The sequence below is a fragment of the Streptomyces radicis genome (assembly GCF_003626575.1).
Classification (GTDB): domain Bacteria; phylum Actinomycetota; class Actinomycetes; order Streptomycetales; family Streptomycetaceae; genus Streptomyces; species Streptomyces radicis.
The window spans coordinates 59,646-84,164 of the sequence record NZ_RBDY01000026.1 but is presented as its reverse complement, the minus strand read 5'-3'; the positions used below and the strand labels follow the sequence as shown (position 1 = coordinate 84,164).

At 71.7% G+C, this 24,519-nt stretch carries 20 protein-coding genes and 1 pseudogene; 5 read left to right on the top strand and 16 right to left on the bottom strand.

Annotated features, from left to right (window positions below; all coding sequences use genetic code 11):
* The first annotated feature begins 148 nt into the window (after positions 1 to 148).
* The 4 genes from D7318_RS25475 (at position 149) to D7318_RS25460 (ending at position 4,085) form a co-directional block, all read left to right on the top strand.
* Positions 149 to 994: a helix-turn-helix domain-containing protein gene (locus tag D7318_RS25475; protein ID WP_120699565.1), complete on the top strand. Its 846-nt coding sequence runs from the start codon at positions 149 to 151 to the stop codon at positions 992 to 994.
* Position 995: 1 nt separating this feature from the next.
* Positions 996 to 1,202, top strand: a complete 207-nt coding sequence (locus D7318_RS25470; protein WP_120699545.1) for a DUF397 domain-containing protein — start codon at positions 996 to 998, stop codon at positions 1,200 to 1,202.
* Between the two features lie 232 nt (positions 1,203 to 1,434).
* A complete protein-coding gene (locus tag D7318_RS25465) occupies positions 1,435 to 1,932 on the top strand; it encodes a DinB family protein (RefSeq protein ID WP_120699544.1) in 498 nt (165 codons plus the stop codon).
* Positions 1,933 to 2,468: 536 nt separating this feature from the next.
* The gene (locus D7318_RS25460) at positions 2,469 to 4,085 is read left to right on the top strand and encodes a tetratricopeptide repeat protein (protein ID WP_120699543.1); all 1,617 of its coding nucleotides are present in this window, start codon (positions 2,469 to 2,471) and stop codon (positions 4,083 to 4,085) included.
* Positions 4,086 to 4,113: 28 nt separating this feature from the next.
* On the opposite strand, the gene D7318_RS25455 is transcribed toward D7318_RS25460, so the two are convergent.
* The 16 genes and pseudogenes from D7318_RS25455 to D7318_RS25380 all read right to left on the bottom strand — a co-directional run bounded on the left by D7318_RS25455 (position 4,114) and on the right by D7318_RS25380 (position 23,955).
* Positions 4,114 to 4,584, bottom strand: coding sequence for a hypothetical protein (locus D7318_RS25455; RefSeq protein WP_120699542.1), 471 nt, complete (start codon positions 4,582 to 4,584; stop codon positions 4,114 to 4,116).
* 46 nt (positions 4,585 to 4,630) lie between these two features.
* Positions 4,631 to 5,908, bottom strand: coding sequence for a GNAT family N-acetyltransferase (locus tag D7318_RS25450; protein ID WP_120699541.1), 1,278 nt, complete (start codon positions 5,906 to 5,908; stop codon positions 4,631 to 4,633).
* A gap of 85 nt (positions 5,909 to 5,993) precedes the next feature.
* Entirely contained in the window at positions 5,994 to 7,319 is a 1,326-nt protein-coding gene (gene mgtE / locus D7318_RS25445; RefSeq protein WP_120699540.1) for a magnesium transporter, read from the bottom strand.
* A 322-nt stretch (positions 7,320 to 7,641) separates the two neighbouring features.
* Positions 7,642 to 8,919 carry a thymidine phosphorylase gene (locus D7318_RS25440; RefSeq protein WP_120699539.1) on the bottom strand — a complete coding sequence of 426 codons (1,278 nt, stop codon included), beginning with the start codon at positions 8,917 to 8,919 and terminating at the stop codon, positions 7,642 to 7,644.
* Positions 8,920 to 8,961: 42 nt separating this feature from the next.
* Positions 8,962 to 9,381 (bottom strand): cytidine deaminase, encoded by a 420-nt coding sequence (locus tag D7318_RS25435; protein WP_120699538.1) that lies wholly within the window; start codon positions 9,379 to 9,381, stop codon positions 8,962 to 8,964.
* Positions 9,378 to 10,664 carry an ABC transporter permease gene (locus tag D7318_RS25430; RefSeq protein ID WP_408055532.1) on the bottom strand — a complete coding sequence of 429 codons (1,287 nt, stop codon included), beginning with the start codon at positions 10,662 to 10,664 and terminating at the stop codon, positions 9,378 to 9,380. The genes D7318_RS25435 and D7318_RS25430 overlap by 4 nt, the downstream gene beginning before the upstream one ends.
* Positions 10,661 to 11,785, bottom strand: coding sequence for an ABC transporter permease (locus D7318_RS25425; RefSeq protein WP_230424068.1), 1,125 nt, complete (start codon positions 11,783 to 11,785; stop codon positions 10,661 to 10,663). Before D7318_RS25425 ends, D7318_RS25430 begins: the two co-directional genes overlap by 4 nt.
* Positions 11,778 to 13,415: an ABC transporter ATP-binding protein gene (locus tag D7318_RS25420; protein ID WP_120699536.1), complete on the bottom strand. Its 1,638-nt coding sequence runs from the start codon at positions 13,413 to 13,415 to the stop codon at positions 11,778 to 11,780. Before D7318_RS25420 ends, D7318_RS25425 begins: the two co-directional genes overlap by 8 nt.
* 118 nt (positions 13,416 to 13,533) lie before the next feature.
* Complete coding sequence (locus tag D7318_RS25415; RefSeq protein WP_120699535.1) at positions 13,534 to 14,586, bottom strand: BMP family lipoprotein; 1,053 nt, start codon at positions 14,584 to 14,586, stop codon at positions 13,534 to 13,536.
* Positions 14,587 to 14,723: 137 nt separating this feature from the next.
* Positions 14,724 to 15,929, bottom strand: a complete 1,206-nt coding sequence (locus D7318_RS25410; RefSeq protein WP_120699534.1) for an amidohydrolase — start codon at positions 15,927 to 15,929, stop codon at positions 14,724 to 14,726.
* 176 nt (positions 15,930 to 16,105) lie between these two features.
* Positions 16,106 to 17,146: a hypothetical protein gene (locus D7318_RS25405; RefSeq protein ID WP_120699533.1), complete on the bottom strand. Its 1,041-nt coding sequence runs from the start codon at positions 17,144 to 17,146 to the stop codon at positions 16,106 to 16,108.
* A gap of 52 nt (positions 17,147 to 17,198) precedes the next feature.
* Positions 17,199 to 18,122, bottom strand: coding sequence for an N-acetylneuraminate synthase family protein (locus D7318_RS25400; protein WP_120699532.1), 924 nt, complete (start codon positions 18,120 to 18,122; stop codon positions 17,199 to 17,201).
* Positions 18,119 to 19,342, bottom strand: a complete 1,224-nt coding sequence (locus D7318_RS25395) for an N-acylneuraminate cytidylyltransferase (RefSeq protein WP_120699531.1) — start codon at positions 19,340 to 19,342, stop codon at positions 18,119 to 18,121. The genes D7318_RS25400 and D7318_RS25395 overlap by 4 nt, the downstream gene beginning before the upstream one ends.
* A gap of 96 nt (positions 19,343 to 19,438) precedes the next feature.
* Positions 19,439 to 20,797, bottom strand: coding sequence for a DUF6716 putative glycosyltransferase (locus D7318_RS25390; RefSeq protein ID WP_120699530.1), 1,359 nt, complete (start codon positions 20,795 to 20,797; stop codon positions 19,439 to 19,441).
* A 653-nt stretch (positions 20,798 to 21,450) separates the two neighbouring features.
* Positions 21,451 to 22,008, bottom strand: a pseudogene (locus D7318_RS25385) (RNA polymerase sigma factor); the annotation flags it as partial.
* Positions 22,009 to 22,371: 363 nt separating this feature from the next.
* A complete protein-coding gene (locus D7318_RS25380; RefSeq protein ID WP_120699528.1) occupies positions 22,372 to 23,955 on the bottom strand; it encodes a beta-N-acetylhexosaminidase in 1,584 nt (527 codons plus the stop codon).
* 181 nt (positions 23,956 to 24,136) lie between these two features.
* On the opposite strand from D7318_RS25380, the gene sdhC reads away from it, so the two are divergent.
* The gene (gene sdhC / locus D7318_RS25375; RefSeq protein ID WP_120699527.1) at positions 24,137 to 24,517 is read left to right on the top strand and encodes a succinate dehydrogenase, cytochrome b556 subunit; all 381 of its coding nucleotides are present in this window, start codon (positions 24,137 to 24,139) and stop codon (positions 24,515 to 24,517) included.
* Positions 24,518 to 24,519: the final 2 nt, after the last annotated feature.

Genomic DNA, 24,519 nt, shown 5'->3' with positions numbered 1-24,519 from the left:
TCCGGTGACGCGGAGTGTGCGAACAATTGCCCACGATAGTCGCGCGGAACGCATCACTTAGGCAAGTGTTCCTCAGGAGATTCCCTCGAATTGATGACTCCCGTGGGCGCATCTTGTTGCAGCCACAGGGTGCGGACATCATATGGCCATGCCACAGGAGGACATGCCCACGATGCGCAGCCGCCGCCTCGGCGGTGAGCTGCGCCAACTCCGCACGGCCGCGGGCCTCACCGTCCAGGAGGCGGCCGACGCGCTGGAGTGCGGACACCCGAAGATCAGCCAGATCGAGACCGGTCGAAGAGGCATCCGGCAGATCGACCTGACGCTCCTGCTGAACCTCTACGGCGTCGAGGACGACCAGTACCGCGTCAACCTGAAGCGGCTGGCGAAGGAGATCCACAAGGTCGACTGGTGGAGCAACGCGGGCCCGTTGTTCCACGACTCGCTCAAGGACTACCTGACGCTGGAGTCCGACTCACAGCTCGTACGGTCCTACGAGAACCAGGTGTTGCCGGGTCTGTTGCAGACCGAGGCATACATGCGGCAGGTGATCGCGGCGACCAACGCCGACCGAGTGGACCCGCTGGTCAACGCCCGGTTGAAGCGGCAGGAGCACCTGGAGAACCAGGCGGGATTCATGCTGAGGGCGATCATCGATGTGCCCGCCCTGCACCGCATTCCCGGCACGCGAGAGGAGGTGGGCGAGCAGATCGAGCATCTGCTGCGACAGTCGAAGCTGCCCAACGTCAACATCCAAGTGCTCCCCTTGGACGCCGCGTTGCCGATCAACCAGTGGCCACCCTTCACCATCTTCAGCTTGAGGGGCGAGCCCCCGGCGGACGTTGTCTGGTTGGAGCACATCACCGGCGGTACGATGTTGGAACAGCGGCAGGACGTTCCGCACTACACCAAGACGTGGGATGAGTTGACGGCCGCAGCGCTGTCGCCCGCCGCGTCGAAGCGGTACCTGCGGGACCTGATCAAGGAAGCCTGACATGGATACCACGCGCCACCCACACGCCGACGTCGCCTGGCACAAGAGCAGTTATAGCGGCAGCGACAACGGGTGCGTCGAGCGTGGTCGGCTCGGATCAGGACAACACGCGGTCCGAGACACCAAGGACCGCACCCGGGGCATGCTCGTCTTCCAACCCGACAACTGGCAGTCCTTCATAGACGCCGTGCGTCACGGGGGGCTGTAGGCCCTTCCACAGCGGGGCACGCTTTGTTCAACACAAGACGTGCCCCGTCTGAGAAGAGCATTCCGCCCCGGCATAACTGGTCGTTCCAGAAATGGGTTGAGCAGGTGGTGCCGTTGCTGCCACCCGCTCCCGAACGGCGCCGCCGCTACTCCGGGCGGCTGCGTGTTCCCGACCGGGCAACCCTGGACGGCATTATGAGCTGGTGTCAGTGGGGCCGCATAGGGTCCGGCCCATGGCTGACACTGAACTGACGACGCTACTCGGCGTCCTGAACAGCAAGCGCAAGCACGTCCTGGGCATCTTGGAGGGCCTGGACGAAGAGGCGCTGCGGCGCCCGGTTCTGCCGTCCGGCTGGACATGCCTTGGGCTGGTGCACCATCTCGCCCTGGACGCCGAGAAGTTCTGGTTCCGCGCGGTTGCTGCCGGGGAGCAAGCAGCGATCGAAGAGATCCTCGGGTCCGGGGAGAACGCGTGGCAGCCCGCCCCGGAGAAGACAGCCGAGGAGGTCTTCGCTCTCTACCGCAAGGAAGGGGAGCTCGCCGACACCTTCCTTGCCAGCGCCGACCTGGAGGCGGCCCCGAGCTGGTGGCCGGACTTCTTCGGTGACTGGCGCCTCTACAACCTGCGCGAGGTCATCCTGCACGTGATCACCGAGACCGCCACCCACGCTGGCCACTTGGACGCCGTGCGCGAACTCATCGACGGCAGGCAGAGGTTGGTTCTCCCTTGACGGGCAAGCCACTCCGCTGTGCCCACCGAGATCGTCGAACGCGAGCCCTTCAGCTCATACGGAAACGATCAGTGAGCCGCAGATAAGCACCGGCCCGCTACCTGAGCTCAACGTGCGCCAGGAATGAAAACGCTTCGGGCGGCCAGGGCAGGCCCGAAGGGTGCGCGCCACCTCAGCCGACCACCGGGAAAACGGCCGCCGACGAGGGACGCGGCCGCGCCCGTTCGGCGAACGGTCCCGGCCAGCGACGAGACCGACCGTTTACCGGGACGGCCGGTCCCCCGACGCCCCCTCCCCCGTAGGTGCCAAGCTCTGACCCGCACCGCCCCACACCCGACACTCGGCAGACGGCGAACGGGAGGACGTCCAGCCATGAGCCGCCCCCATCAAGCCACCCGCAGCGCAAGGGCACCCACCAAGCCACCCGCAGGGCACCCCACCAAGCCACCCGCAGGGGATCCCACACCCCCGGGAACCGCCCACGTGTGCACGGCGTGTGAAATGGGGGCGGTGGGTGTCGATCCGGAGGGCTGCGCATGGGGAGCATCGGCGGTTATCGGCCTGAGCTCGTCAGGCGGCGAGGCATCGCCGCCGCCCTGCTCAACGCCAGTGGCACCGGCGCCGGTTACCTCTACCTGCGGCTCCGCGCCCGCGCCTGCGCCTCCTGGGTGGGCACCGCGCTGCTGATCCTCGCCGCCAACGCGTGGAACGCCGCCGGAACGCCCCTGCTCTGGATCCCCCTCTACACGGCGTGGCTCGCCGCCCAGGTCGTCGACGGCTACCGGCGCCCGCGCCACCTGCCCGTTCCCGATCCGGCCGCGCCGACCGGGCGGCCGTGGGTGCCGTTCGCGACGGGCGGCGTCCTGCTGCTGCTCGTCGCGTCGGGGCTCGCCTGGTACCGCGCCCTCCCGACCGAAGCGTTGGAGCGCGCGGAGCGCGCACACGCGGCGCGCGACTGCGCGGACGCGCTGGCGCACTACGCGCGCGCCTCCGCGAGCCGTTACGAGTTCGTGCTGAGCCCCGCGTCCGCCGACGCGCGCACCGGGCGCGACGCGTGCGCCGTCGCGCTCGACGCGGAGGCGTCCGCAGGGCGCGGCGACTACCGGGGCGCGGTCCGCGGCTACGAGTCCTATCTCGCCCTCTACGACGGCGCCCCGCCCTGGACGGGCGCCGAACAACGCCTCGGCCAGGTGCGGCTGCTCGCCGCCGACGCGCTGGCCGAGGCCGCGACGGGCCCCACCGCCGACGACCTGGGCGCGGCCTATGGCGCCGCCGTCGCCGCGTACACCGCTGTCCGCGCCCAGCACCCCGGCACGGCCGAGGCCGCGCACGTCCCCGAGCGCCTCGACGCGCTGTACGCCGCCGGAACGGCCGACCTCGCCGAGCGGCCCTGCGAAACGGTCGCCGACCTGCGGGCGTTGGAGGACCTGGCGGCGGTCGAGTCGGACGAGGCCGAACGGCTGGCGTCCCGCGCGCGGAGCGACCTGCCGGGCGCGCAGTTCGCATGCGGCGAGGCGCGGTTCGCGGAGGGCGCGTTCTGCGAGGCGGGCGACGCGTTCGAGGCCGTGCTCGCGCTGGCCGCGGCCACGCCCGAGCGGCTGACGGAGGCGGAGGACTCGGTGGGGCGTTCGCTCTACGAGTGCGGCGTGACCCACTACGACGCCGAACGGTACGGGCAGGCGCGCGACGCGCTGGAGCGGCTCGTCGACGGCTACCCCGACGACGGGCGCGCCTCGGTGGCCGAGGACCTGCTGATCGCGGTCGAGATCCGCGAGGTCAACGAGGGCCGCACCGGCGAGCTCCCCGAGCCGACCCCGGTGGGCACCGCCCCCGGCGGGACGGTGACGGTCAAGGTGGTCAACGACTCGCCCGAGGCCCTCGAAATCCTGTGGACCGGCCCCGAGACCGGCACGGCGACGCTCGACGCGTGCGCCGACTGCACGACGCGCGGCGAGCTCGACGGGGTCTTCGGGGAGGCGTGCGGAACGGACGCCGAGCGCCCGGCGGAGACGCTGACGCTCGCGCCGGGCGCGTACGAGCTGGTGATCCGCACCACCACCGGCGCGTTCCTCAGCCCGCACGCGGGCGCGTGGCACCTGAGCGCGGGCACGGCCTACGAGGACTGCTACGCCCTGGCCTCCGACGCGACGTGATCACCCGACGCGCTCACCCAACGTGTGATCACACCTCGGCGGGCAGGTCGAACGGCTGCCCTGGGGCTTGTCCCGACCTCATCGCGTGGACGAAGGACGCGAACGCCCGTGCCCCGCTGTGGAATTCGACTCCGAACCCGGGCGAGCGGCCAGGCTGTTCCCGGTCGGAGTAGCCGTAGACCCGGGCCATCTCGGTCGATCCGGCGTTGGTCAGCAGGGCCACCAGGTGGCGCTCGACGTCGAGCAGTCGCACGCGCCCGGCGCCGAGTTCCGGCACGGCCACCGGCTCGGGGGCGTCCTTCTCCACCGGCTCCTCGGGCCGCTCGAAGTCGTCGCCCTCGCGCGACTGCGTCGTGATCGCGTGCCACACCTCGGCGCCCGAGGCGAGCCGCACCTTGACGCCGTAGGGCCGCTTCGTCTTCTCGTTCCACGGCTCGGCCCCGAGCCCCGCGGCCCGGTAGGTGTCGATCGCGAACTGCTGGAAACGGGCGGGACGCACGGTGCGTTCTCCTCATGTGACGGACGGTTGTCGTCCCCCATCATGCTCAGAAAGTCACCGGACACCAAGGGGCGAACGACGTTCGCAGCTGAAGGCCCGCGCGGTGGGCCGCGCCCGGAGTGAGCTCGGTGATCAGGCCCGCGGCCTCCAGGTGCGGCACGGTCGCGTCGCCCAGGTAGACGCTGCTCAACGCGCCCGCGTCCAGGGCCAGTTCGGCGGGGTCGTCGGTGCGGGTCAGGACGCCCGTGCCGTCCGCCGCGGTCTCGAGGGACCAGCGGCCCGCGACATAGCCCTGGGCGTCGGCGACCTCGAACACCGTGCGGCCAGGGGCCTCGTAGGTGCGGGCGGCGAACGCCCGTGGCGCGTCGAGGACGCGCAGCCAGTGGTCCTCGTGGCTGCGGCGCAGCGGGAGCGCCGCGCGGGGGTTGACCAGCAGGCGGGGCAGCGGGTCGTCGGGGGCGAGGTGCGGGACGACGAGGCGGCCCGCCCACTCGATCGACAGGGCGTGCCGCCACAGCGCCGCCTCGGCCGTGCGGTCGAGGGCGAAGTGGTCCACCACGGTCACGGTCGTGTGCGGGTCACCGCCGGAGAAGGCGTTGTCGGCGCGGTAGGTCAGCAGGCCCGTGATCCGGCCCCCGGGATCGCGGTAGGCGACGGCGATCGGCTCGGTGGCCCGGCCGCCCGCGGAGGGCTCCGCCTGGCCCGTCTCGAGCGCCCACCACAGCGGCGACCTGCTGATCGCGCCCGGCTGCCGCACGCGGAAGCGGTCGTACAGGTCGGGCCCGGCCTTGACCAGCTCGGCCATCGTCAACGGCTCGATCGCCGCGCCCACGGGCAGCTCCCCCACCCCGGGGCGCGGGCCGCGTGACCGCGCGACCTCGATCTCCACGCCCGTGTAACGGATCGCGGGCCCGAAGCCGAACCGCCCGTAGATGCCGTACTGGGCGGCGTTGAGCAGCGCGAAGACGTCGCCGCGCTCCCGCGCCCGCTCCAGGTCGAGCTCCATCATGCGGCGCAGGATCCCGCGGCGGCGGTGCGACGTGGCGACGGTGACGCCCGCGACGCCGTCCACGGGCAGCGTCGCGCCGCCGGGCACGGTGAGCGCGAACTCCAGGCTGTGAAACGTTCCCACGCACCGCGCGCCGTCGAACGCGCCGAGGATGCGCCCCGGCGCGAAGCGCGGGCGCCACCACTCGGCGGCGGCCTCGCCGGTGCGCGCGGGGCTCAGAAAACCGTTGGACAGGGCGCGCTGCCACTCCTCCGAGTCCTCGTCGCGAACGATCCGGACCTCGATGTCCGCCGCACCCGCGGCCGCTGTCGTCATGGTCCGCACGGTAGGTGGTCCCCGGGCGCTCGGCCACCCAAATACCACCGGCACGAACGGCGATGGCGCGCGCCGTGAGCCGCCCTCAGATGCCCAGAACCACCTTGGCCGTCGAGAAGTAGATGACCAGGCCCGTCGCGTCCACGAGCGTGGTGACCATGGGGGCCGAGACCACCGCGGGGTCGATCCGCAGCTTCTTCGCCAGCAGCGGCATCGTGCCGCCCACCGTGGAGGCCCAGGCGCAGATGACCACGAGCGTGACGGCGACCACCGCGGCCACGTCCCAGCCGACGAACAGGCCGCCCACCAGGAAGCCGACCACGGCCAGCATGCAGCCGAGCAGCAGCCCCGTGCGGCACTCGCGCCAGATCACCCGGAGCAGGTCGGACGTGCGCACCTCGCCCACCGCGAGCGCGCGGACGGCGGCGGTGGCGGCCTGCGCGCCGGAGTTGCCCCCCGTGCCGATCAACAGCGGAACGAAAAGCGCCAGATCCGTGACGGCGTTCAGCTCACCCTCGAAGAGCTGGGTGACGGAAACGGTCAGGGTCGCGGCCACCATGAGCAGCATCAGCCAGACGACCCGGGTCCGCGAGAGCCGGAAGACGCTCGCCGACATGTAGTGCCGCTCGAGCGGCTCGGCGCCCGACTGCCGCGCGACGTCCTCGGTGTCCGCCGCCTCGATGACCTCGAACGCGTCGTCGCTGGTCAGCAGCCCGACCAGGCGGTCCTCGCTGTCCACCACCGGCAGGTCGAGCACGTTGGTCTCGCGCATCAGGCGCGCCGCGTCCTCCGCGGGGTCCGTCGCCCTGGCCTTGGCGGGCTCGGTCACCACCAGGGCGGACACCGGGGCGCCGGGCTCGGACAGCACCAGCTCGCGCAGCTCCACGATCCCGGTCAGCCGCCGCCCCCGGTCCACCACGGGCAGGGTGTAGATCGTCTCGGCGCGCGCCCCGCGCCGCCTGACGACCTCAAGGGCCTGGCTGACCGTCAGGTCCTGCTGGAGCGCGACCGTCTCCGGCGTCATGAAGCGGCCGACCGAGCCCTCGGGGTAGCCAAGCAGGGCCGCGGTCATCTGCCGCTCGTGGGCGCTGAGTCCGGCCAGCACGCGCTGGGCGACCTTGGCCGGGGCCTCGTTGAGCATGCGGGCCCGGTCGTCCGGGTCCATGTTCTCGACGAGGTCGCGGAACGCCTGGTCGCGCAGGCCCTGGAGGATCTCCTGCTGATCGACCGGATCCAGCTCCTCGAAGACCTCGAGGGCACGGTCCTTGTCGAGCAGCCGGAACGTGATGACGGACTCGACCGAGCCCATGCGGGCGATCTCGTCGGCGATGGCGTAGGGCGGCTGCGTCTCCAGCCACTCGAGCGCCCCGGCGAGGTCGTGCTCTTCGAGCAGGGCGGGCAGGTGGGTCATGACGGGAGAACTCCCAGGAGGCGGAAGGCGGTCACGGACATCCGGAGTGCGCGCGCACGCCCGCCGCCGCAGGCCGTGGGGCTACCTGGGCGGGATGACGTGGCGCGGGGGATGACTGGGGGGCTCACTGCGCATCGCAGCTTCACCTCCCGCCGATCCGGTCCTTCACAACCGTTCTTCAGGGTACAAGGCATCGAGGCCGATCATGGCAAGAATTCCGACATTATGGACAGCCGGTCGATGCGTCGCCCCGAACGTTTCGCAACGCCACGGCGACGCCCGAACGACCGCCGCGGAGTCGGTTCCCGCGCGGCCCCCCGACCTACGCGATCCGGTCGAGAACCGTGGAACGCGCGGGTGCCTCGCCCTCGGGCGCGACGCGGATCGCGTCGCCGCCCAGCTCGGCGAGCGCCGCCTCGAAGCGCTCGGGGGTGTCGGTGTGCAGCGTCAGCAACGGCTCGCCCGCGCGCACCCGGTCGCCCGGCTTGGCGTGCAGCTCGACGCCCGCGCCCGCCTGCACCGGGTCCTCCTTGCGGGCCCGGCCCGCGCCGAGGCGCCACGCCGCGACGCCCACCGCGTACGCGTCGAGCCCGGTCAACGTGCCGCTCGCGGGCGCGTCGACCGTGTGCCGCTCCTTCGCCTCGGGCAGCGGCGCGTCGGGGTCGCCGCCCTGCGCGGCGATCATGCGCCGCCAGCGGTCCATGGCCGAGCCGTCGGCCAGCGCCCTGGCCGGGTCGGCGTCCGGCAGCCCGGCCGCGTCGAGCATCTCCCTGGCCAGCGCCAACGTCAGCTCCACCACATCCGCGGGGCCGCCGCCCGCGAGCACCTCGACGGACTCGCGGACCTCGAGCGCGTTGCCCGCCGTCAGGCCGAGCGGCGTGGACATGTCGGTCAACAGCGCGACCGTGCGCACCCCGTGGTCGCGCCCCAGCTCCACCATCGTGGCGGCCAGCTCGCGGGCGTCGGCCTCGGTCTTCATGAACGCGCCCGAGCCGACCTTCACATCGAGCACCAGCGCGCCCGTGCCCTCGGCGATCTTCTTCGACATGATCGACGAGGCGATCAGCGGGATCGACTCGACCGTACCCGTGACGTCGCGCAGCGCGTACAGCTTCCGGTCGGCGGGCGCCAGGCCCTCGCCCGCCGCGCACACCACCGCGCCCGTCTCGCGCAGCACGCGCGTCACCTCGTCGCCCGCGAGCCGGGCGCGCCAGCCCGCGATCGACTCCAGCTTGTCGAGCGTGCCGCCCGTGTGGCCGAGGCCACGGCCCGAGAGCTGCGGAACGGCCGCGCCGCACGCCGCCACCAGCGGGGCGAGCGGCAGCGTGATCTTGTCGCCCACGCCGCCCGTGGAGTGCTTGTCCACGGTCGGCAGCGGCAGCGACGAGAAGTCCATGCGCTCGCCCGACGCGATCATCGCCGCCGTCCAGCGGGCGATCTCGGCGCGGTCCATGCCGTTGAGCAGGATCGCCATGGCGAGCGCCGCCATCTGCTCGTCGGCGACCGCGCCGCGCGTGTACGCGTCGATGACCCAGTCGATCTGCTCGGGCGTCAGGGCGTGGCCGTCGCGCTTGGCGCGGATGATGGTGATGGCGTCCATGGGCTCACTCGTTACGTCGGCGGGGCGTCACTGCTCGAAGTGTCACTGCTCGAGGTGCCACGCGAGCGGCAGCAGCTCGCCCAGCGTGCGGAAGCCGTCGGGCGTGCGGAGGACGAGCCCGGGGCCGCCGTGCTCCATGAGCAGCTGGCGGCACCGGCCGCACGGCGTGATGACGCGGCCCTCGCCGTCGCAGCACGTGAAGTGCGTCAGACGCCCGCCGCCCGTGGCGTGCAGCGCGGAGACCAGGCCGCACTCGGCGCACAGGCCGAGCCCGTAGGAGGCGTTCTCCACGTTGCAGCCGGTCACCGTGCGGCCGTCGTCCACGAGCGCGGCGGCGCCCACGGGGTAGTGCGAGTAGGGCGCGTACGCCCGGGACATGGCCTCGCGCGCGGCCGCGTCCAGCGCCTCCCAGTCGATGGCGTCGACACCGTCGACGGGCTCGGGGGCGCCGGAACGCGTCATGTGGACTGTCCTCTCCGATACGGCTTGCCGATCGCGCGGGGTGTCCGCAGCCGTTGCGCGAACAACGTCAGCACCAGCAGCGTCGTCAAGTACGGGCTGGCGGTGACCAGTTCGAGCGGCAGCGAGTCGGTCGTCGCGTACCAGATCCACAGCAGGACGCCGAGCGCGGCGACCGCCAGGGCCTGGACGCGCTTGCCACGGTAGAGCTGCCAGGCCGCCAGGCACAGCAGGCCGAGCGCGAACAGCAGCAGCGTGGCGTGCACGACGGGCCGGTCGCGGGTCTGGAGCACGTCCATGAAGCCGAACAGGCCCGCGCCCGTGGCCACCCCGCCGGGGCGCCAGTTGCCGAAGATCATGGTGGCCAGGCCCAGATAGCCGCGCCCGCCCGTCTGGCCGTCCTGGTACATCCGGATCAGCACCGCGAGATACGCGCCGCCCAGGCCCGCGAGGCCGCCGGAGATCGCGAGGGCGAGGTACTTGTAGAGGTAGACGTTGACGCCGAGCGACTCGGTGGCCTGGGGGTTCTCGCCGCACGAGCGCAGCCGCAGGCCGAACGCCGACTTCCACAGCACCAGATACGTGCCCACGAAGATCAGCACGGTCAGCAGCGTCAGCCACGACACCTCGTGCACCGCGGCGCGCAGGATGCCCGCCAGGTCGGACACCAGGAACCAGTTCCGCTCGTCGATGTCGCCGAGCCAGTCGCCGAGCCCTGGCACGGTGAACGGCTCCATGCGCTCCATCTGCGGCGACTGCTTGTCGTTGCCGCCCCTGGCCACGGCCTCGCTGTCCTCAGCGGCGAACCACAGCTTGGCCAGGTACTGCACGACGCCGAGCGCAAGGATGTTGATCGCCACACCGGAGACGATGTGGTCCACGCCGAACGTCACGGTGGCAAGGGCGTGCAGCAGCCCGCCGAGCGCGCCGCCGACGATGCCCGCCACCACGGCGGCCCAGGGCCCGTGCTGCCAGCCGATCCAGCCCGCGGCGAACAGGCCGAGCATCATCATGCCCTCGAGCCCGATGTTGATCACACCGGCGCGTTCGGCCCACAGCCCGCCGAGCCCCGCCAGGCCGATCGGCACGGCGAAGCCCATCGCGGCGCCCCACTGGTCGGACGACGTGAGGCTCTGCTGGTCGGTGACGGCCCGCACCAGCGAGAGCAGGACCAACGCCCCGGCCAGGAGCAGCAGCACGACCGGGTAGCTCATCCGGCGGCGCGGCTCGTTCGGAGCGGGGCGGCGGGAACGCACCTTCTCGGCGAGGGTGGACAGGGTGGTCACGCGGACACCTCCGCCGGGTCCGTTGCGGTCTTGCCGTTCCTCGCGGCGGCCAGCTGCTCGCCGACCTGCCGCTGCTGACGCCTGATGCCCCAGCGGCGCACCAGCTCGTAGGCGACCACGACGGACAGCACGATGATGCCCTGCATCACGCCGACGATCTCCTGGTCGTAGCCCTCGAACTCCAGCTGGGTGCCGGTCCGTTCGAGGAAGCCCCACAGCAACGCGGCCAGGCCCATGCCGACGGCGTGGTTGCGGCCGAGCAGCGCGATGGCGATGCCGGTGAAGCCGAGGCCCTCGGGGAAGTCGATGCCGTAGTTCCCCGACTCGTTGAGCAGGGTCGGCATGCCCACCAGGCCCGCGACCGCGCCCGAGAGCAGCATCGCGGTGACCACGGTGCGCTTGACGCTGACGCCGCTCGCCTCGGCCGCCTCCTCCGAACGCCCCACCGCGCGCAGGTCGAAGCCGAAGCGCGTGCGGCCAAGCACGAACCAGTAGGCGATGCCGACCGCGACGGCGATCACGATCGAGCCATGGATCGGGTAGGGGTCGGTCGGGATCTCGAAGAAGAAGCTGGAGTCCGGGATGTCGGTGGTGTGGACGATGTTCTCGTCGCGCTCGGCGAGGCGCCCCTCCTGGAGGAAGTAGGCGATGAGCGAGCCGCCGATGAAGTTCAGCATGATGGTCGTGATGACCTCGCTGACCCCGCGCGTGGCCTTGAGATAGCCCGCGATGCCCGCCCAGATCGCGCCGCACGCCATGGCGGTGAGCAGGATGATCGGGATCTGCACGATCCCCGGCAGGCTCAGCGCGCCGCCGACGACCGCGGCGAAGAACGCCGCCACCCGGTACTGGCCGTCCACGCCGATGTTGAACAGGTTCATCCGGAAGCCGATGGCGACGGCCGCGGCGGCCAGGTAGTAGGGGATCGCCTTGTTGATGATCCACACCTGGCTGTCGCTCTTGGAGCCGTAGTCGAGCATCACGGAGAACGCGCGGAAGGGGTTGTCGCCCGTCAGCAGCATCACGGCCGACGTGATCGCGACCGCCGTGACGATCGCGAGCAACGGCGCGGCGACGCCGAGGACGAGCTTCTCGCGGTCGACGCGCAACGGGCTACTCACCGCTCTCCTCCCCGCGCGTCTCGTCGGATCCGGTGCCGGACGCGTCGTCGGATCCGGCGTCGTGCTCGAGATGGCCCGTGGCCGTGCCGGTCATCGCGGTGCCCAGCTCCTCGGGGGTGATGGTGGCGGGGTCGGCGTCCGCGACGAGCCGCCCGCGGTACATCACGCGCAGGCTGTCGGAGAGGCCGATCAGCTCGTCGAGGTCGGCCGAGATCAGCAGCACGGCCAGGCCCTCGCGCCTGGCCTTCCTGATCTCGTCCCAGATCCGCGCCTGGGCGCCGACGTCCACGCCGCGCGTGGGGTGGGCGGCGATCAGGACGCGGGGGTGGTGGCTCATCTCGCGCCCCACGATGAGCTTCTGCTGGTTCCCGCCGGAGAGCGAGCCCGCGGTGACCTCGATGCCGGGGGTGCGCACGTCGTACTCGGCGACGATGCGGCGGGTGTCCTCGCGGGCCGCGGCGGCGGTCAGCAACGGGCCGCTGCTGTTGGGGGGTTCGGTGACATGGCCGAGCATCCGGTTCTCCCACAGGGGCGCCTCGAGCAGCAGCCCGTGGCGGTGCCGGTCCTCGGGGATGTAGCCGATGCCGCCCTCGCGGCGTTTGCGGGTGGGGGCGTGGGAGATGTCCGCGCCCTCGAGCTCGATCCGGCCGCCGTCGGGGCGTCGGATGCCCATGACGGCCTCGACCAGCTCGGCCTGCCCGTTGCCCTCGACGCCCGCGATGCCGAGCACCTCGCCGCGGTGGATCGTGAAGTCGATCCCGGCGAGCACCTCGCGCGGCAGCCCGTCGGCGTCGCGGCCCGAGAGGTGCAGCCCCGAGACGGTGAGCACGGGCTGGTCGGTGACGGTCGACTCGCGGGTCTCGGGCGTGGGCAGCTCGCTGCCGACCATGAGCTCCGCGAGCTGCCTGGGCGTCGTGCCCTCGGGGGTGACCGTGTCGACGGTGGTGCCGCGGCGGATCACGGTGATCTCGTCCGCGACGGTCAGCACCTCGCCCAGCTTGTGCGAGATGAACAGCACGGTCAGGCCCTCGGACGTCAGCTCCCGCAGGTTCTCGAAGAGCGCGTCCACCTCCTGCGGCACCAGCACCGCGGTGGGCTCGTCGAGGATCAGCGTGCGGGCGCCCCGGTAGAGGACCTTGAGGATCTCCACGCGCTGCCGGTCGGCCACGCCGATCTCCTCGACCAGCAGGTCGGGGCGGACGCCGAGGCCATAGGTGTCGGACAGCTCGGATATCCGGCGGCGGGCGGCGGCGCCGATGCCGTGCAGCCGCTCGGCCCCCAGGACGACGTTCTCGAGAACGGTGAGGTTGTCGGCCAGCATGAAGTGCTGGTGCACCATGCCGATGCCACGCCCGATCGCGTCCGCGGGGCTGCGGAACGACACCTGCTCGCCGTCGATGCCGATCGTGCCCTCGTCGGGCCGCTGCATCCCGTAGAGGATCTTCATCAACGTGGACTTGCCGGCGCCGTTCTCGCCGACCAGGGCGTGGATCGTGCCCCGTCTCACGGTGATGTCGATGTCGTGGTTGGCCACGACGCCGGGGAAGCGTTTGGTGATACCGCGCAACTCCACCGCGGGAACGGCGTCCTCGGCGGGCGGCGGGCTCTTGGGCGCTGGGATCACGCGCACTCTCCTCGGGGACGGGGAGGGCCTGGAGCGGGCGCCCGGGGCGGTGGGTCGCACCGCCCCGGGCGTATCAGGCCCGAGTCCGTGGGCCTTCGGGGGCCCTCGGGCCCCCGGTCATGACCTACTGCGGGGTGTCCTGGACCTCGACGTCTCCGTCGACGATCCGCTGGGTCGCCTCTTCCAGCTGCGGGGCGATGTCATCGATGAAACCACCCGAGGTGGCGAGCGAGACACCGTTCTCCGCGAGGGTGTACTCGTGGTGACCGGACAGCGGGTCCTCGTTGACGACGCTCTCGATCAGGTCGAACACGGCGACGTCCACGCCCTTGATCACCGAGGTGAGGATCGAGTCCTGGTACTCGACGAGCCCCGGCTGCTCGTACTGGTCGGAGTCCACGCCGATCGCCCACGCGCCCTCGGCGCCCGCGACCTGCTCGATCGAGCCCTGGCCCGAGGACCCGGCGGCGGTGTAGATGACGTCGACGCCGCGGCCGAGCATGCCGTCCGCCTGCTCGGCGGCGCGGGCCGGGTCGCTGAAGCCGCGGTCGTCGTCGCGGTAGAGGTAGTTGACGTCGACGGTGACCTCGGGGTCGGTGTCGGCGACGCCCTGCTCGAAGCCCGCCTGGAACTTCTGGATCAGGGGGTTCTCGACGCCGCCGATGAAGCCGACCTGGCCCGACTCGGTCTTCAGGGCGGCGGCGACGCCCGCGAGGTAGGAGCCCTCGTGCTCGGCGAACGTCATGCCGAAGGTGTTGTCGCCCTCGGGCACGGAGTCCACGACGCCGAACGTGGTGTCGGGGAACTCGGCGGCGACCTCGGTGATCGCGTTGCCGTAGAGGAAGCCGACGCCTATGACGGGGTTGTAGCCCTCCTGCGCGAGCGCGGTGAGGCGCTGGACGCGGTCGGCGTCGGTCTCGCCGTTGCGCGCGGTCTGGTACTCGACCGTGACGCCGAGCTCCTCCTCGGCGAGGTCGCCACCGCGGGCCGCGGCCTCGTTGAACGAGTGGTCGTTGCGGCCGCCGACGTCGAAGGCGATGCCGACGCCGAGCTCGCCCGACTCCTCGTTGTTCTCGTTCTGGTTGGACTCGGTGGAGCTCTCACCACAGGCGCTCGCCGTGAGCGCGAGGACCGCCGACGCGGCGATCGTTGCTGCAAGCCTGGATACGCGGCGCAAGAGGACGATTCCTTCCGTCGAAAGCGCCTCTTACGGCGCTGTTGGCCGAATCGTAACGCGCGTAGACCGGCCTGGCGGCCTCCTGCTCCTCCCGTTATCAGATCGGTGTGAACGCAACGTGTAGGCAACACGGCGCGTCAACTCCGCAGGGCCGCCGTCGTGAACAGGTCGACGCCCACGGTGATCGCGTGCTCGTCCGCGTCGAAGTCGCCCTGGTGGATGTCACGGGGCGTGGCCGACGCGTCGCCGGGAGGCCGCACGCCCAGGCGGGCCATGGCGCCCGGCACGTGCTGGAGATACCACGAGAAGTCCTCGCCGCCCAGGCTCTGTTCGGTCTCGACGACGGAGTCGGGGCCGAAGCGGGCGGCCATCGCGTCCTCCAGGACTGCGGTGGACTCGGCGTCGTTGACCACGGGGGGAACGCCGCGGATGTACTTGAGCTCGGACTTGGCGCGGTAGAGCGCGGCGACCTCGTCGATCGCGGCGTGCACCAGGTCGGGGGCGGCGTTCCACGCGTCGATGTCGAGGCAGCGCATCGTGCCGGACAGCTCGGCGGTCCCCGGGATGACGTTGGGCGCGTGGCCGGTGGTGAGGCGCCCCCAGGTGATCGCCATGCCGGAGCGGGTGTCGACGCGGCGGGCGAGCAGCGCGGGCACCTCGGTGGCCACCTTGGCCGCGGCGGTCACCAGGTCGGTGGTCAGGTGCGGGCGGGCGGTGTGGCCGCCGGGCCCCGACAGGGTGACCTCGACCAGGTCGCCGGCCGATGTGATCGCTCCGACGCGGGTGCCGAGGCGCCCGGCGTCGAGCTTGGGGTCGCAGTGCAGGGCCAGCATCCGCTCGACGCCGTCGAGGACGCCGCACTCGATGGCGTCGCGGGCGCCCGCGGACATGACCTCCTCGGCGGGCTGGAACAGCAGCCGCACGGGCCGCTTCAGCCTGCCGTCGGCGGCGAGCCCGGCCAGCATGACGCCCGCGCCGACGACGACCGTGGTGTGCACGTCGTGGCCGCACGCGTGCGCGCGGCCCGGGATCGTGGAGCGATAGGGCACGGTCTTGGTGTCGGGGATGGGCAGCGCGTCGATGTCGGCGCGCAGGCCGAGCAGCGGGCGGCCCTCGGTGCCCGGCGGGACGATGTCGCACACGAGGCCCGTGCCGCTGTCGAGGACGCGCGGGGCGAGACCGGCGCGCTCAAGACGCTCCTTGACGACCGCGGTGGTGCGCACCTCATGGCCGCCGAGCTCGGGGTGCATGTGGATGTCGCGGCGGAAGGCGATGAGCTCACACCTCAGGGCGTCGTCCAGGTGAGACGTCGGACCGGACGGGGGAGGCGGCAGCTCACTCATGTGACGAGGTTAACCAAGTTTCGGGGGCAAGGGCGGGCCGATCATGCAAAGTTCCCGCCTGAGGAGGAGAGTGCGGGCGCATGAAGCGGCGTGTGGTTGGGTATGAGGGGTTATTTCGCCCTCGCGCGCGGCGTGTGCGCCGGCGTGATGTTGGTCTCAATCGGCCGCGTCGCGTTTCACTGCGATCCGGTCTGGAGGCCGCGGGCGCCCCTGGCCGTGTTGGTGACCTCGGCGAGGAAGCCGCTGGCGCGGTCGGTGACGCGGTCGGTGAACCACGTCTTGGCGACGTCCCGCACCACGACCTCGACCTCGGTGTCGGCGAGGACGTGCGGCAGGGTGTGGACGACGGTCGAGGGGAAGCTGATGATCTTCGAGCCGATCGGGCCCCTGCGGGCGACCAGTTCGAGGGGGAGGTCGGGCCTGACGATCTCGAGGCCCGCCGCGGTGGCGAGGCGGCGCAGCTTGTCGCCGCCCTCCTTGCGGTGCGCGAAGTACCGGGTGATGTGGTGCTCGCGCGCGAGCGCGGCGACCTCGGTGATGTAACGCTCCTCGTGCAGCACGCCCGTCTCCACGAGCGACGTGCCCACCAGGTCCGAGCGCCCGGTGAGGCGGGGCGGCGGGAAGTGGGAGCGGCTCCAGGCGAACGTGTTGGCCGTGACGGTGATGCCGGGCACGGGCTTGACGGGCATCACGGTGAAGACCTCGACCGTGCGCCCCGCGGCGGGCGAGAGCCGGCGCACGGCCCGGCGCGCGACCGGCGCGAAGAGCACCGACCTGGGCCCGCGTGACCTGGGCCGGTGCCAGCGCACCAGCCGTTCGCCGCGGGAGAGTTGGGCGGTGAACTCCATGGTGGCGGTGCCGTCGTCCACGACGACGATGTCGCAGCGGCCCGCCATGGACAGCAGGAGCTGGAGGTAGTGCGAGAACGGGTCGCCGATCACCAGCCGCCGCGCCCTGCGGAGCGGGCCAGCGAGCGCGGCCAGGGCCCGCGACGGGGTCACCGCGCCGCCCCTGGCCTCGCGCCACAGCACGCGGCACCCGGAGTCGCGGGCCAGCTGCGCCATGCGGCGCAACTGGCCCCTGCTGGTCGGGTCGTGGGGCGGCAGGATGATCACGGTGAAGGCGCCGGGTCCCGAAGTGTGCGCCCACTCCAGCGTGTTGAGCAGCTGGACCGGGCTCTCGGCGAACGCCAGCGTCTCCGACCGCGCGTCAGTCATGCGTGTTCCGTCCCGTTCTCGTCCGATCGCGGGTGTGTCCGTCCCGACGAGCTCAGACGGTCGCGGGGGCGGACTCGCGCTCGGCGATGACCCCCTTGACACGGCGGAGCTTCTTCATCGGGCCCAGCTCGCTCTCGTACACCTTCTTGACACCGTCACCGAGGGACTCCTCGATGATCCGTATGTCCCGCACCAGCCGCTTGAGGCCCTGCGGCTCGACGGAGGCGGCCTGGTCGGAGCCCCACATCGCGCGGTCGAGGGTGATGTGCCGCTCGACGAAGGTGGCGCCGAGCGCGACGGCGGCCAGCGTGGTCTGGAGCCCCGTCTCGTGCCCCGAGTAGCCGATCGGAACGTTCGGGTACTCGGCCTGGAGGGTGTGGATCACCCGGAGGTTGAGCTCGTCGGCCTTGGCCGGGTAGGTCGAAGTGGCGTGGCACAGCAGGATGTTCTCGCTGCCGAGCACCTCGACCGCGTGCCGGATCTGCTGCGGCGTGGACATGCCGGTGGACAGGATGATCGTCTTGCCGGTGGCCCGCAGGGCGCGCAGCAGCTCGTCGTCGGTGAGCGACGCGGAGGCGACCTTGTGGGCCGGCACGTCGAAACGCTCGAGGAACGCGACGGCCTCGGTGTCCCACGGGGAGGCGAACCAGTGGATGCCGCGCTTGGCGCAGTACTCGTCGATGGCGCGGTACTGCTCCTCGTCGAACTCGACGCGGTGCCGGTAGTCGATGTAGGTCATCCGGCCCCACGGGGTGTCCCGCTCGATGTCCCACTGGTCGCGCGGAGTGCAGATCTCCGGCGTCCGCTTCTGGAACTTCACGGCGTCACAGCCGGCTTCGACGGCGGCGTCGATGAGCGCGAAGGCGTTCTCCAGGTCGCCGTTGTGGTTGATACCGATCTCACCCGTGATGTAGACCGGCCGGCCGGTGCCCACGACACGGTCTCCGAAGGTACGAAGGCGGTTGCCAGTGGTCATGATGCTGTCAGTTCCTTTCCGAGGATCCACGAGGCGATCTCGCGGATCGCGCCTGCGCCACCCGGCGCGGAGGTGACCGCGCGGGCGGCGCCTCGCACGATGTCGTGGGCGCTGGCGACGGCGACCGGCCATCCGACGAGGTCGAAGCACGGCAGGTCGTTGACGTCGTTGCCCGCGTAGAGCACGCGCTCCGGCGCGATTCCTTGTTCCTCGCACCACTGCTTGAGGGCGAGGTCCTTCCGGTCGATGCCGTGCAGCACGGGGATGCGCAGCTTGCGCGCCCGTGCGGCGACGACCGGATTCTGCTCCGTGGACAGGATCAGCAGGGGCAGTCCGGCGCGGCGCAGCGCGGCGATGCCGAGTCCGTCGCCGCGGTGCACGGCGACGAGCTCCCGTCCTTCGGAGTCGACGAGCACCCGGTCATCGGTCTGGGTGCCGTCGAAATCGAGGACCACCGCGTCGATGTCGGCGCGGGTGGGCAGGTAGTCGGGAAGGGGCCAGCTGGTCAGCCCTGTCGGCCCGCCGTCGAGCAGCGGGGCCAGGGCGCGGGCGCGCGCGAGGTCGTGCGGGTCGTCGATCTCGAGCACGCGCTCGGGGTCGGTGCGCACCAGCTCGGTGCGGCCGAAGAAGCGGTGCTTCTTCTCGCGGAACCCGTCGGCGCGCATCGCGTAGGCGGCGCCGGTCTCCAGGAGGTCCTGGGGACGGTCCTGGCGGCGGGGGCGGAAGGACTTGTCGTGGTTGACGCCGTAGCCGCCGCTCGACGACGCGTCCGCCTCGCCGTCGCCGTCGCGCCAGACGTAGCCGTGGAACGGGGCGACCGTCAGCGCGGAGTCGGCGCCGTCGAGCACGGCGGCCGAGACGCCGTCGATCTCCTCGCCGGTGAGGAACGGGCTGGTGCACTGGACGAGCAGGACGACGTCCACCGTGACGCCGTGCCGCTCCTCGTAGACGCCCATGGCGTGCAGCACCGCGGCCTCGCTCGTCGCGGTGTCGCCCGAGATCTCGGAGGGGCGCTCGATGACCTCGGCGCCCGCGGCGTGCGCGGCGGCGGCGATGCCGGGGTCGTCGGTGGAGACGACGACGGAGGTCAGCAGGCGGGCGGCGCGGCACTCGCGCACGGCCCGGTGGACGAGGGGGGCGTCACCCACCGGCGCGAGGTTCTTCCCCGGCACTCCCTTGGAACCCCCGCGGGCGGGGATCACGGCCAGAACAGTGCTCATGGGGTCACGCCTTCGTTCGCAGGTCGGTCACGTCGGTTATGAGTCCGCGCGAGGGGGATCGGTTGAGAGAAGTCGTCCACATCACAACTGCCGACGTCACAGCTGCCCCCAGCGGCGGATGAGGGGCGCGACCCGCTGGACGCCCGCCCGGTAGGCGCCGCGCGCCGTGCGGCGCAGGAGGCGGCGGGACGCGGCGCGCATACCCGCCTGGTCGGGGCCGCTCTCCTGGTGCCCGGCCTTCGGCTCGCCCTTGACGTCGAGGCCGTGGCGGGCCAGGACCCCGGGGAGATAGCCGGGCGCGGTGCGAACGGTGTAGTACGGCGCGAGGGGCAGCAGCCCCGACTGGCGCCGCTGGTCGAGCAGCCCCGCGAGGCGGCCGCGGGCCGTGGCGAAGGCGTGCTCGTGCGACGTGGCGATGCCCTGGTCGGCCAGCCACTCGGACTCGGGCTCCGGCAGGTACCCGGCGTCGAGCTCGTCCCATGACGCGAAGCAGCCCGAGCCGATGAAGTAGTGGTTCCCCAACTGCTCGCGGATGCCGAGGTCGCTGAGGACCGCGGTGGGCACCGAGCGGTGCAGGGACTCGAGGGCCGCCGTGGAGCTCACGGTGACCAGCAGGTCCGTCTCGTCGAGCACCTCGCCCATGTTCCCGTAGGCCAGCCGGAAGTTGGGCGGCTGCTCATCCTTGGCCCGCTCGAGCAGGCGTTGGTAGGGCAGCTCCTCGATGTGCGTGGTGTGCTCGCTCGGCTTGCTGCGCAGCTTGAGGACCACCTCGCGGTCGGGGAAGCGCCTGGCGTGCTCCATCGCCCGGTCGAGCAGATAGGCCCGGTCCTTGCGTGTGGCGGGCACGGATGGCTGCACCGCGAAGACCACGCGGAACGGCCGCTCCCCGCGCCGCGCGGGGCCCGGGTCGTAGGCGCGCCCGTCGAGGAACGGCAGCGCGCACTCGGTGACCGCGCCGCTGTCGGCGCGCACGCCCTCGTAGACCGCGCGGAAACGCCGGGCGTCGTAGCGGCTGTTGGCGAGGACCAGGTCCGCGCCGTGCCGCAGCAGCAGCCCGTCGGGCAGCTTCTCGTAGACCACGCCCACATATCCGGTGACCACGACGGGGCGGCGCTCGGCGGTGCGCCAGGCACGCGCGAGGCCGTGCAGCATGGCCTGGATGGTGCCCCCGACGCAGGCGAGCACGAGGACGTCGAACGCCTCGTCCGCGGCGCCGTGCGCGCGCTTGCCGAGGTCGGCGAGGAAATCGGCCGCGCTGACCTCGCGCAGCTCGTCGGCGTCCGCTCCGATCTCCGCCAGCTGGCGCTCCGTGGGAGTCGCGCGCCCCCAGAGCAGATAGCCGTGGACGGTCGACTCGGGAGCGATACGACGCGCGGTCAGCGCGCCCCACTTCCACCGGGTGTCGGAATCCGCCAGCACTGCCACACGGAGTGGGGTGGGGGATGAAACGGGCACGGATTGAACATTAGGCAGCGGTATCGAGTGCCGGGCCAACTCAGTCACAACAAACAGTTAACAGCATGACACGCTAAAACCAACTCACGAGTCTCGGGCCCCTCTTCGGCTTGGCATTAGACGAAGTTCACAGAAATAACCCCCCTCCGCCGCCCGCCGTTCATCCCCCCGGGGAGGCTGAGGGCGAGCGGGCATCGACACGGGTCCGCGGGTTCGCATGCCCCCCTGACGCTACGCAGCGTATTGCACACCTCACCCACCGTGGCGCGCAAGTGCGGCCCCTCTTTCGCGGGGTGGAACGCGTTGACGTGAGCGCCGTTCCCCGCGCGTGAGAGGCGCGCGCCGAACTCTTCACGCCCGGCGCGGGATACGGGAGAAGCGCGAGACCCGGGAGACAGGACGGGGCCCGAAGAGGGGCCACGGCGCGCGGCGCCGCGTCACCACCGGCGGTGACGCGGCGCCGCTCCGCGCGAGAGGTCAAGGTGCGCGGACGGGGCTAGGGGGAATGCCGCCCCGTCCGCGCCTGGGGCTTCCTGAGGTACGGGGGGGACCTCGGGAAGCGCCCCGTAGGCCGGTGACCAGTCGGCCTGTTCCTTACTGCGCCGTAGCCCCGATTTCCGTTACACGCGGGGGTGGTGCGCCCGGCGCGCTCAGTCCTCGCCGTGCTCCACCAGCTCGGCGAGGCGGCGCAGACCGCGGTGGTTCGCGGTGCGGACCGCGCCGGGGCGGCAGCCGAGGACGAGCGCGGCCCGCTTGGAGTCGAGGCCGAACAGGGTCCGTAACACCACGGCCCCCGCCTGCTCCTGCGGCAGCTCGGCGACCAGCTGGAACGCCCGCGACGTGGCGAGCGACGCGATGGCCTCCTCGGCGGTGTCGGCCGATGACGGCATGTCGGCGAGCGCGTCCTCGTCGGCGCGCATCTCCTGCGGGCGCCTGCCGCGCGCCCTCAGATGATCGAGCGCCCGATTCCGCGCGATGCGCGCGGTCCACCCCCGGAAACGATCGGCGTCTCCGCTGAACCTCGACAGATCCCGCGATATGTGCAGCCATGCCTCGGCCGTGACGTCCTCGACGTCGGGCTCGGCGACGATCGTCCGCACATAACCGAGCAACCGCGGGTGCACGGCGCGGAAGACCGCGTGAAACGCCGTCTCGTCCCCCTCCTGCGCCGCGTGCACCGCCTCGGTCAGGTCGATGTCTGCCCCCTGCACTCCCCGGCCCCCCTTTGCGGCCCTGTACCGCGCTCTGCTCCCGTGCTGGTGACTGTGAGTCCCCGGTGTCTGAACGCTACGCGTCCCCGACGGCTGAGTCCATGGCGCATCCGGCCGTATCCGCTCGGTAACAGAAAGCCCCGGACGGACGCTGTACGGGATACGGACACGGGCCCCGTCAGGCTCGCGTCCAGCGGCAGCCGGGGTCTCTCCTGTGGGGGGTGGCGGCCCCGGCTGTTTCGCAATGTCCCGATATGGCACCCATGTCCCCCCGGGTCATGGCCGTCGCCACCCCGGGCCCACCCCCGGCCCTCACCCCGGCCCGCGCCGTCGCCCGCCGTCGCCCGCCGCCGCCCTCGGCCGTCAGCCGCGGCCCCCGACGCGGTCGGCCAGCTCCGCGAACTCCTCCCACGTCCGGTCCGGCCGTGACGGATCCCACAGCTTCTGGGACACCGCCCGCAGCGGCAGCCTGATCCCCGCCGCCACCTCGTCGGGCGTCTGCGCGTCCGCGAGATCGCACCACACCGCGAATCGGCCGCCCGGCACATGGTCCGCGTTCGCGAAACGATCGGGCACCGGCGACGTTCCGCGCAGCACATCGGGCGTCCACTCCTCGAAGATGCGCTGGCCCGTCGGATAGGTGAACCCATTGGGCTGGCCGAGGACGTAGTACAGGAACTCCGAGTTGAAGTTGACGAGCTCGAATCCCTCGTCCAAATACTCGATCGGCGGCCGCGCGCCCTGCTCGCGGCCCGTCCAGTACGCCACCTGCCGGTCCTCGCTCGGCTCGACGACGCCATCGGCGTGCATGCCGTCGTTCCACACCTGCGGCGTCCTGTCCAGGTCCGTGACGACCTCGGCCCGGTCGTTGAGCCACCCGGTGGCCAGGTCGCGCACGGTCGCGTCGTCGCCGTAACGGTCCCGCGCCGCCCTGGCGAGGCCCGGGTAGGTGGCCTCGGGGTCGCTGCTGAGCAGGGCCGCGTACTCGTCGCCGCCCAGGTGCCAGAAGCGGGCGGGGAAGAGGTCCCGGTACTCGCGCAGCAGCTCGTCGATGAGGCGGCCCGCGGCGGGGTCGGCGATGTTGATCGCGCCCTCGGCCGCGCCGCCGTCCGCCCGCCGCAACTGGAGGTCGGGATGCGCCTCGAGCACCGCGCCGAGGTGGCCTGGGGAGTCGATCTCCGGGATCACCTCGATGTGCAGCGACTCCGCCAACCGGACGATGTCGCGCACCTCACGCTTGGTGAGGTGCTCGTCCGAGACCACCTCGGGGTGGCTCTCGCTCTCGATGCGGAAGCCCTGGTCGTCGCTGAGGTGGAGCTGGAGCTGGTTGAGCTTGAGGTCGGCCATCTCGCGCAGCCGGTCCTCGATCCAGTCGGCGGAGAACGGCTTGCGCGCGATGTCGATCATGAGCCCGCGCTGCGGCCGGTCGGGCCGGTCGGTCACGGTGCCCTCGGGGGTGCCGCCGTTGGCGCGCACCGACTGCATCAGCGTGCGCGTGCCGTAGAAGACCCCGGCCTCGGTCCGCCCCACGATGCGGACCCTGTGGTCCTCGGTGACGAGCGTGTACCCCTCTCCCCCGGTGTTCGCGCGGTCGTCGATGCCGAGGATCACATCGCCCTGGCGGCCCCCCTCGTCCGCGCGCGGCACGTCGAGCTCGTCGGCGAGCCGGTCGGCCTCGTCGTCCAGCGGCCCGTCCTCGTCCGCTACCACCCGGGTCTCCTCACCCGGCGCCCAGCCGCGCCCCGAGGCCGCGTCGAACGACCGCACCGAGGGGATCGACTCGATCGGCCCCTCGGGGCCCGTCGGTTGCGCGGCGGCGACGCTTCCGCCGGGCTCACGCTCGGGTGGAGCGTCATCGTCCCCCGTCGTGAGGGTGACCACGGCCCCGGCGACGATGACGAGCACCGCCGCGACCAGTGCGAATATTCGCCAGTGCGCTTGCCGCATACGTTCGACGTTAACCGTTGGCCAAGAGTCGGCAACCCGACGCCGAACGCCGCGGCTCCATGATCGAAGCGGCCTCCCCGCGGCCGAGCCAGGGCCGCCGCGCGGCTACCATGACCCGCGGCCGGTGAACGGTATCCGGCCGGGCCGCAGGCCCCGTACGCAGCTCGTGAAGGGTTCTTCCGTGCCGGCAGGAACGTTGTACCGCGGCCGGGAAGGCATGTGGTCATGGGTGGCGCACCGCGTCACCGGTGTCCTCATCTTCTTCTTCCTGTTCGTCCACGTGCTCGACACCTCCCTCGTCCGCGTCTCGCCCGAGGCGTACGACAAGACGATCGAGGTCTACAAGACGCCCGTCGTGGCCGTGATGGAGTACGGCCTGGTGGCCGCCGTGCTGTTCCACGCGCTCAACGGCCTGCGCGTCGTCGCCGTGGACTTCTGGGCCAACGGCGCCCGCTACCAGCGGCACATGTTGTGGACCGTCGTGGGTGTCTGGGTCGCGCTGATGGCGGGCGCCGCCTATCCGGTGCTCGGGCACGCGTTCCGTGAGCTGTTCGGGAGCTGATG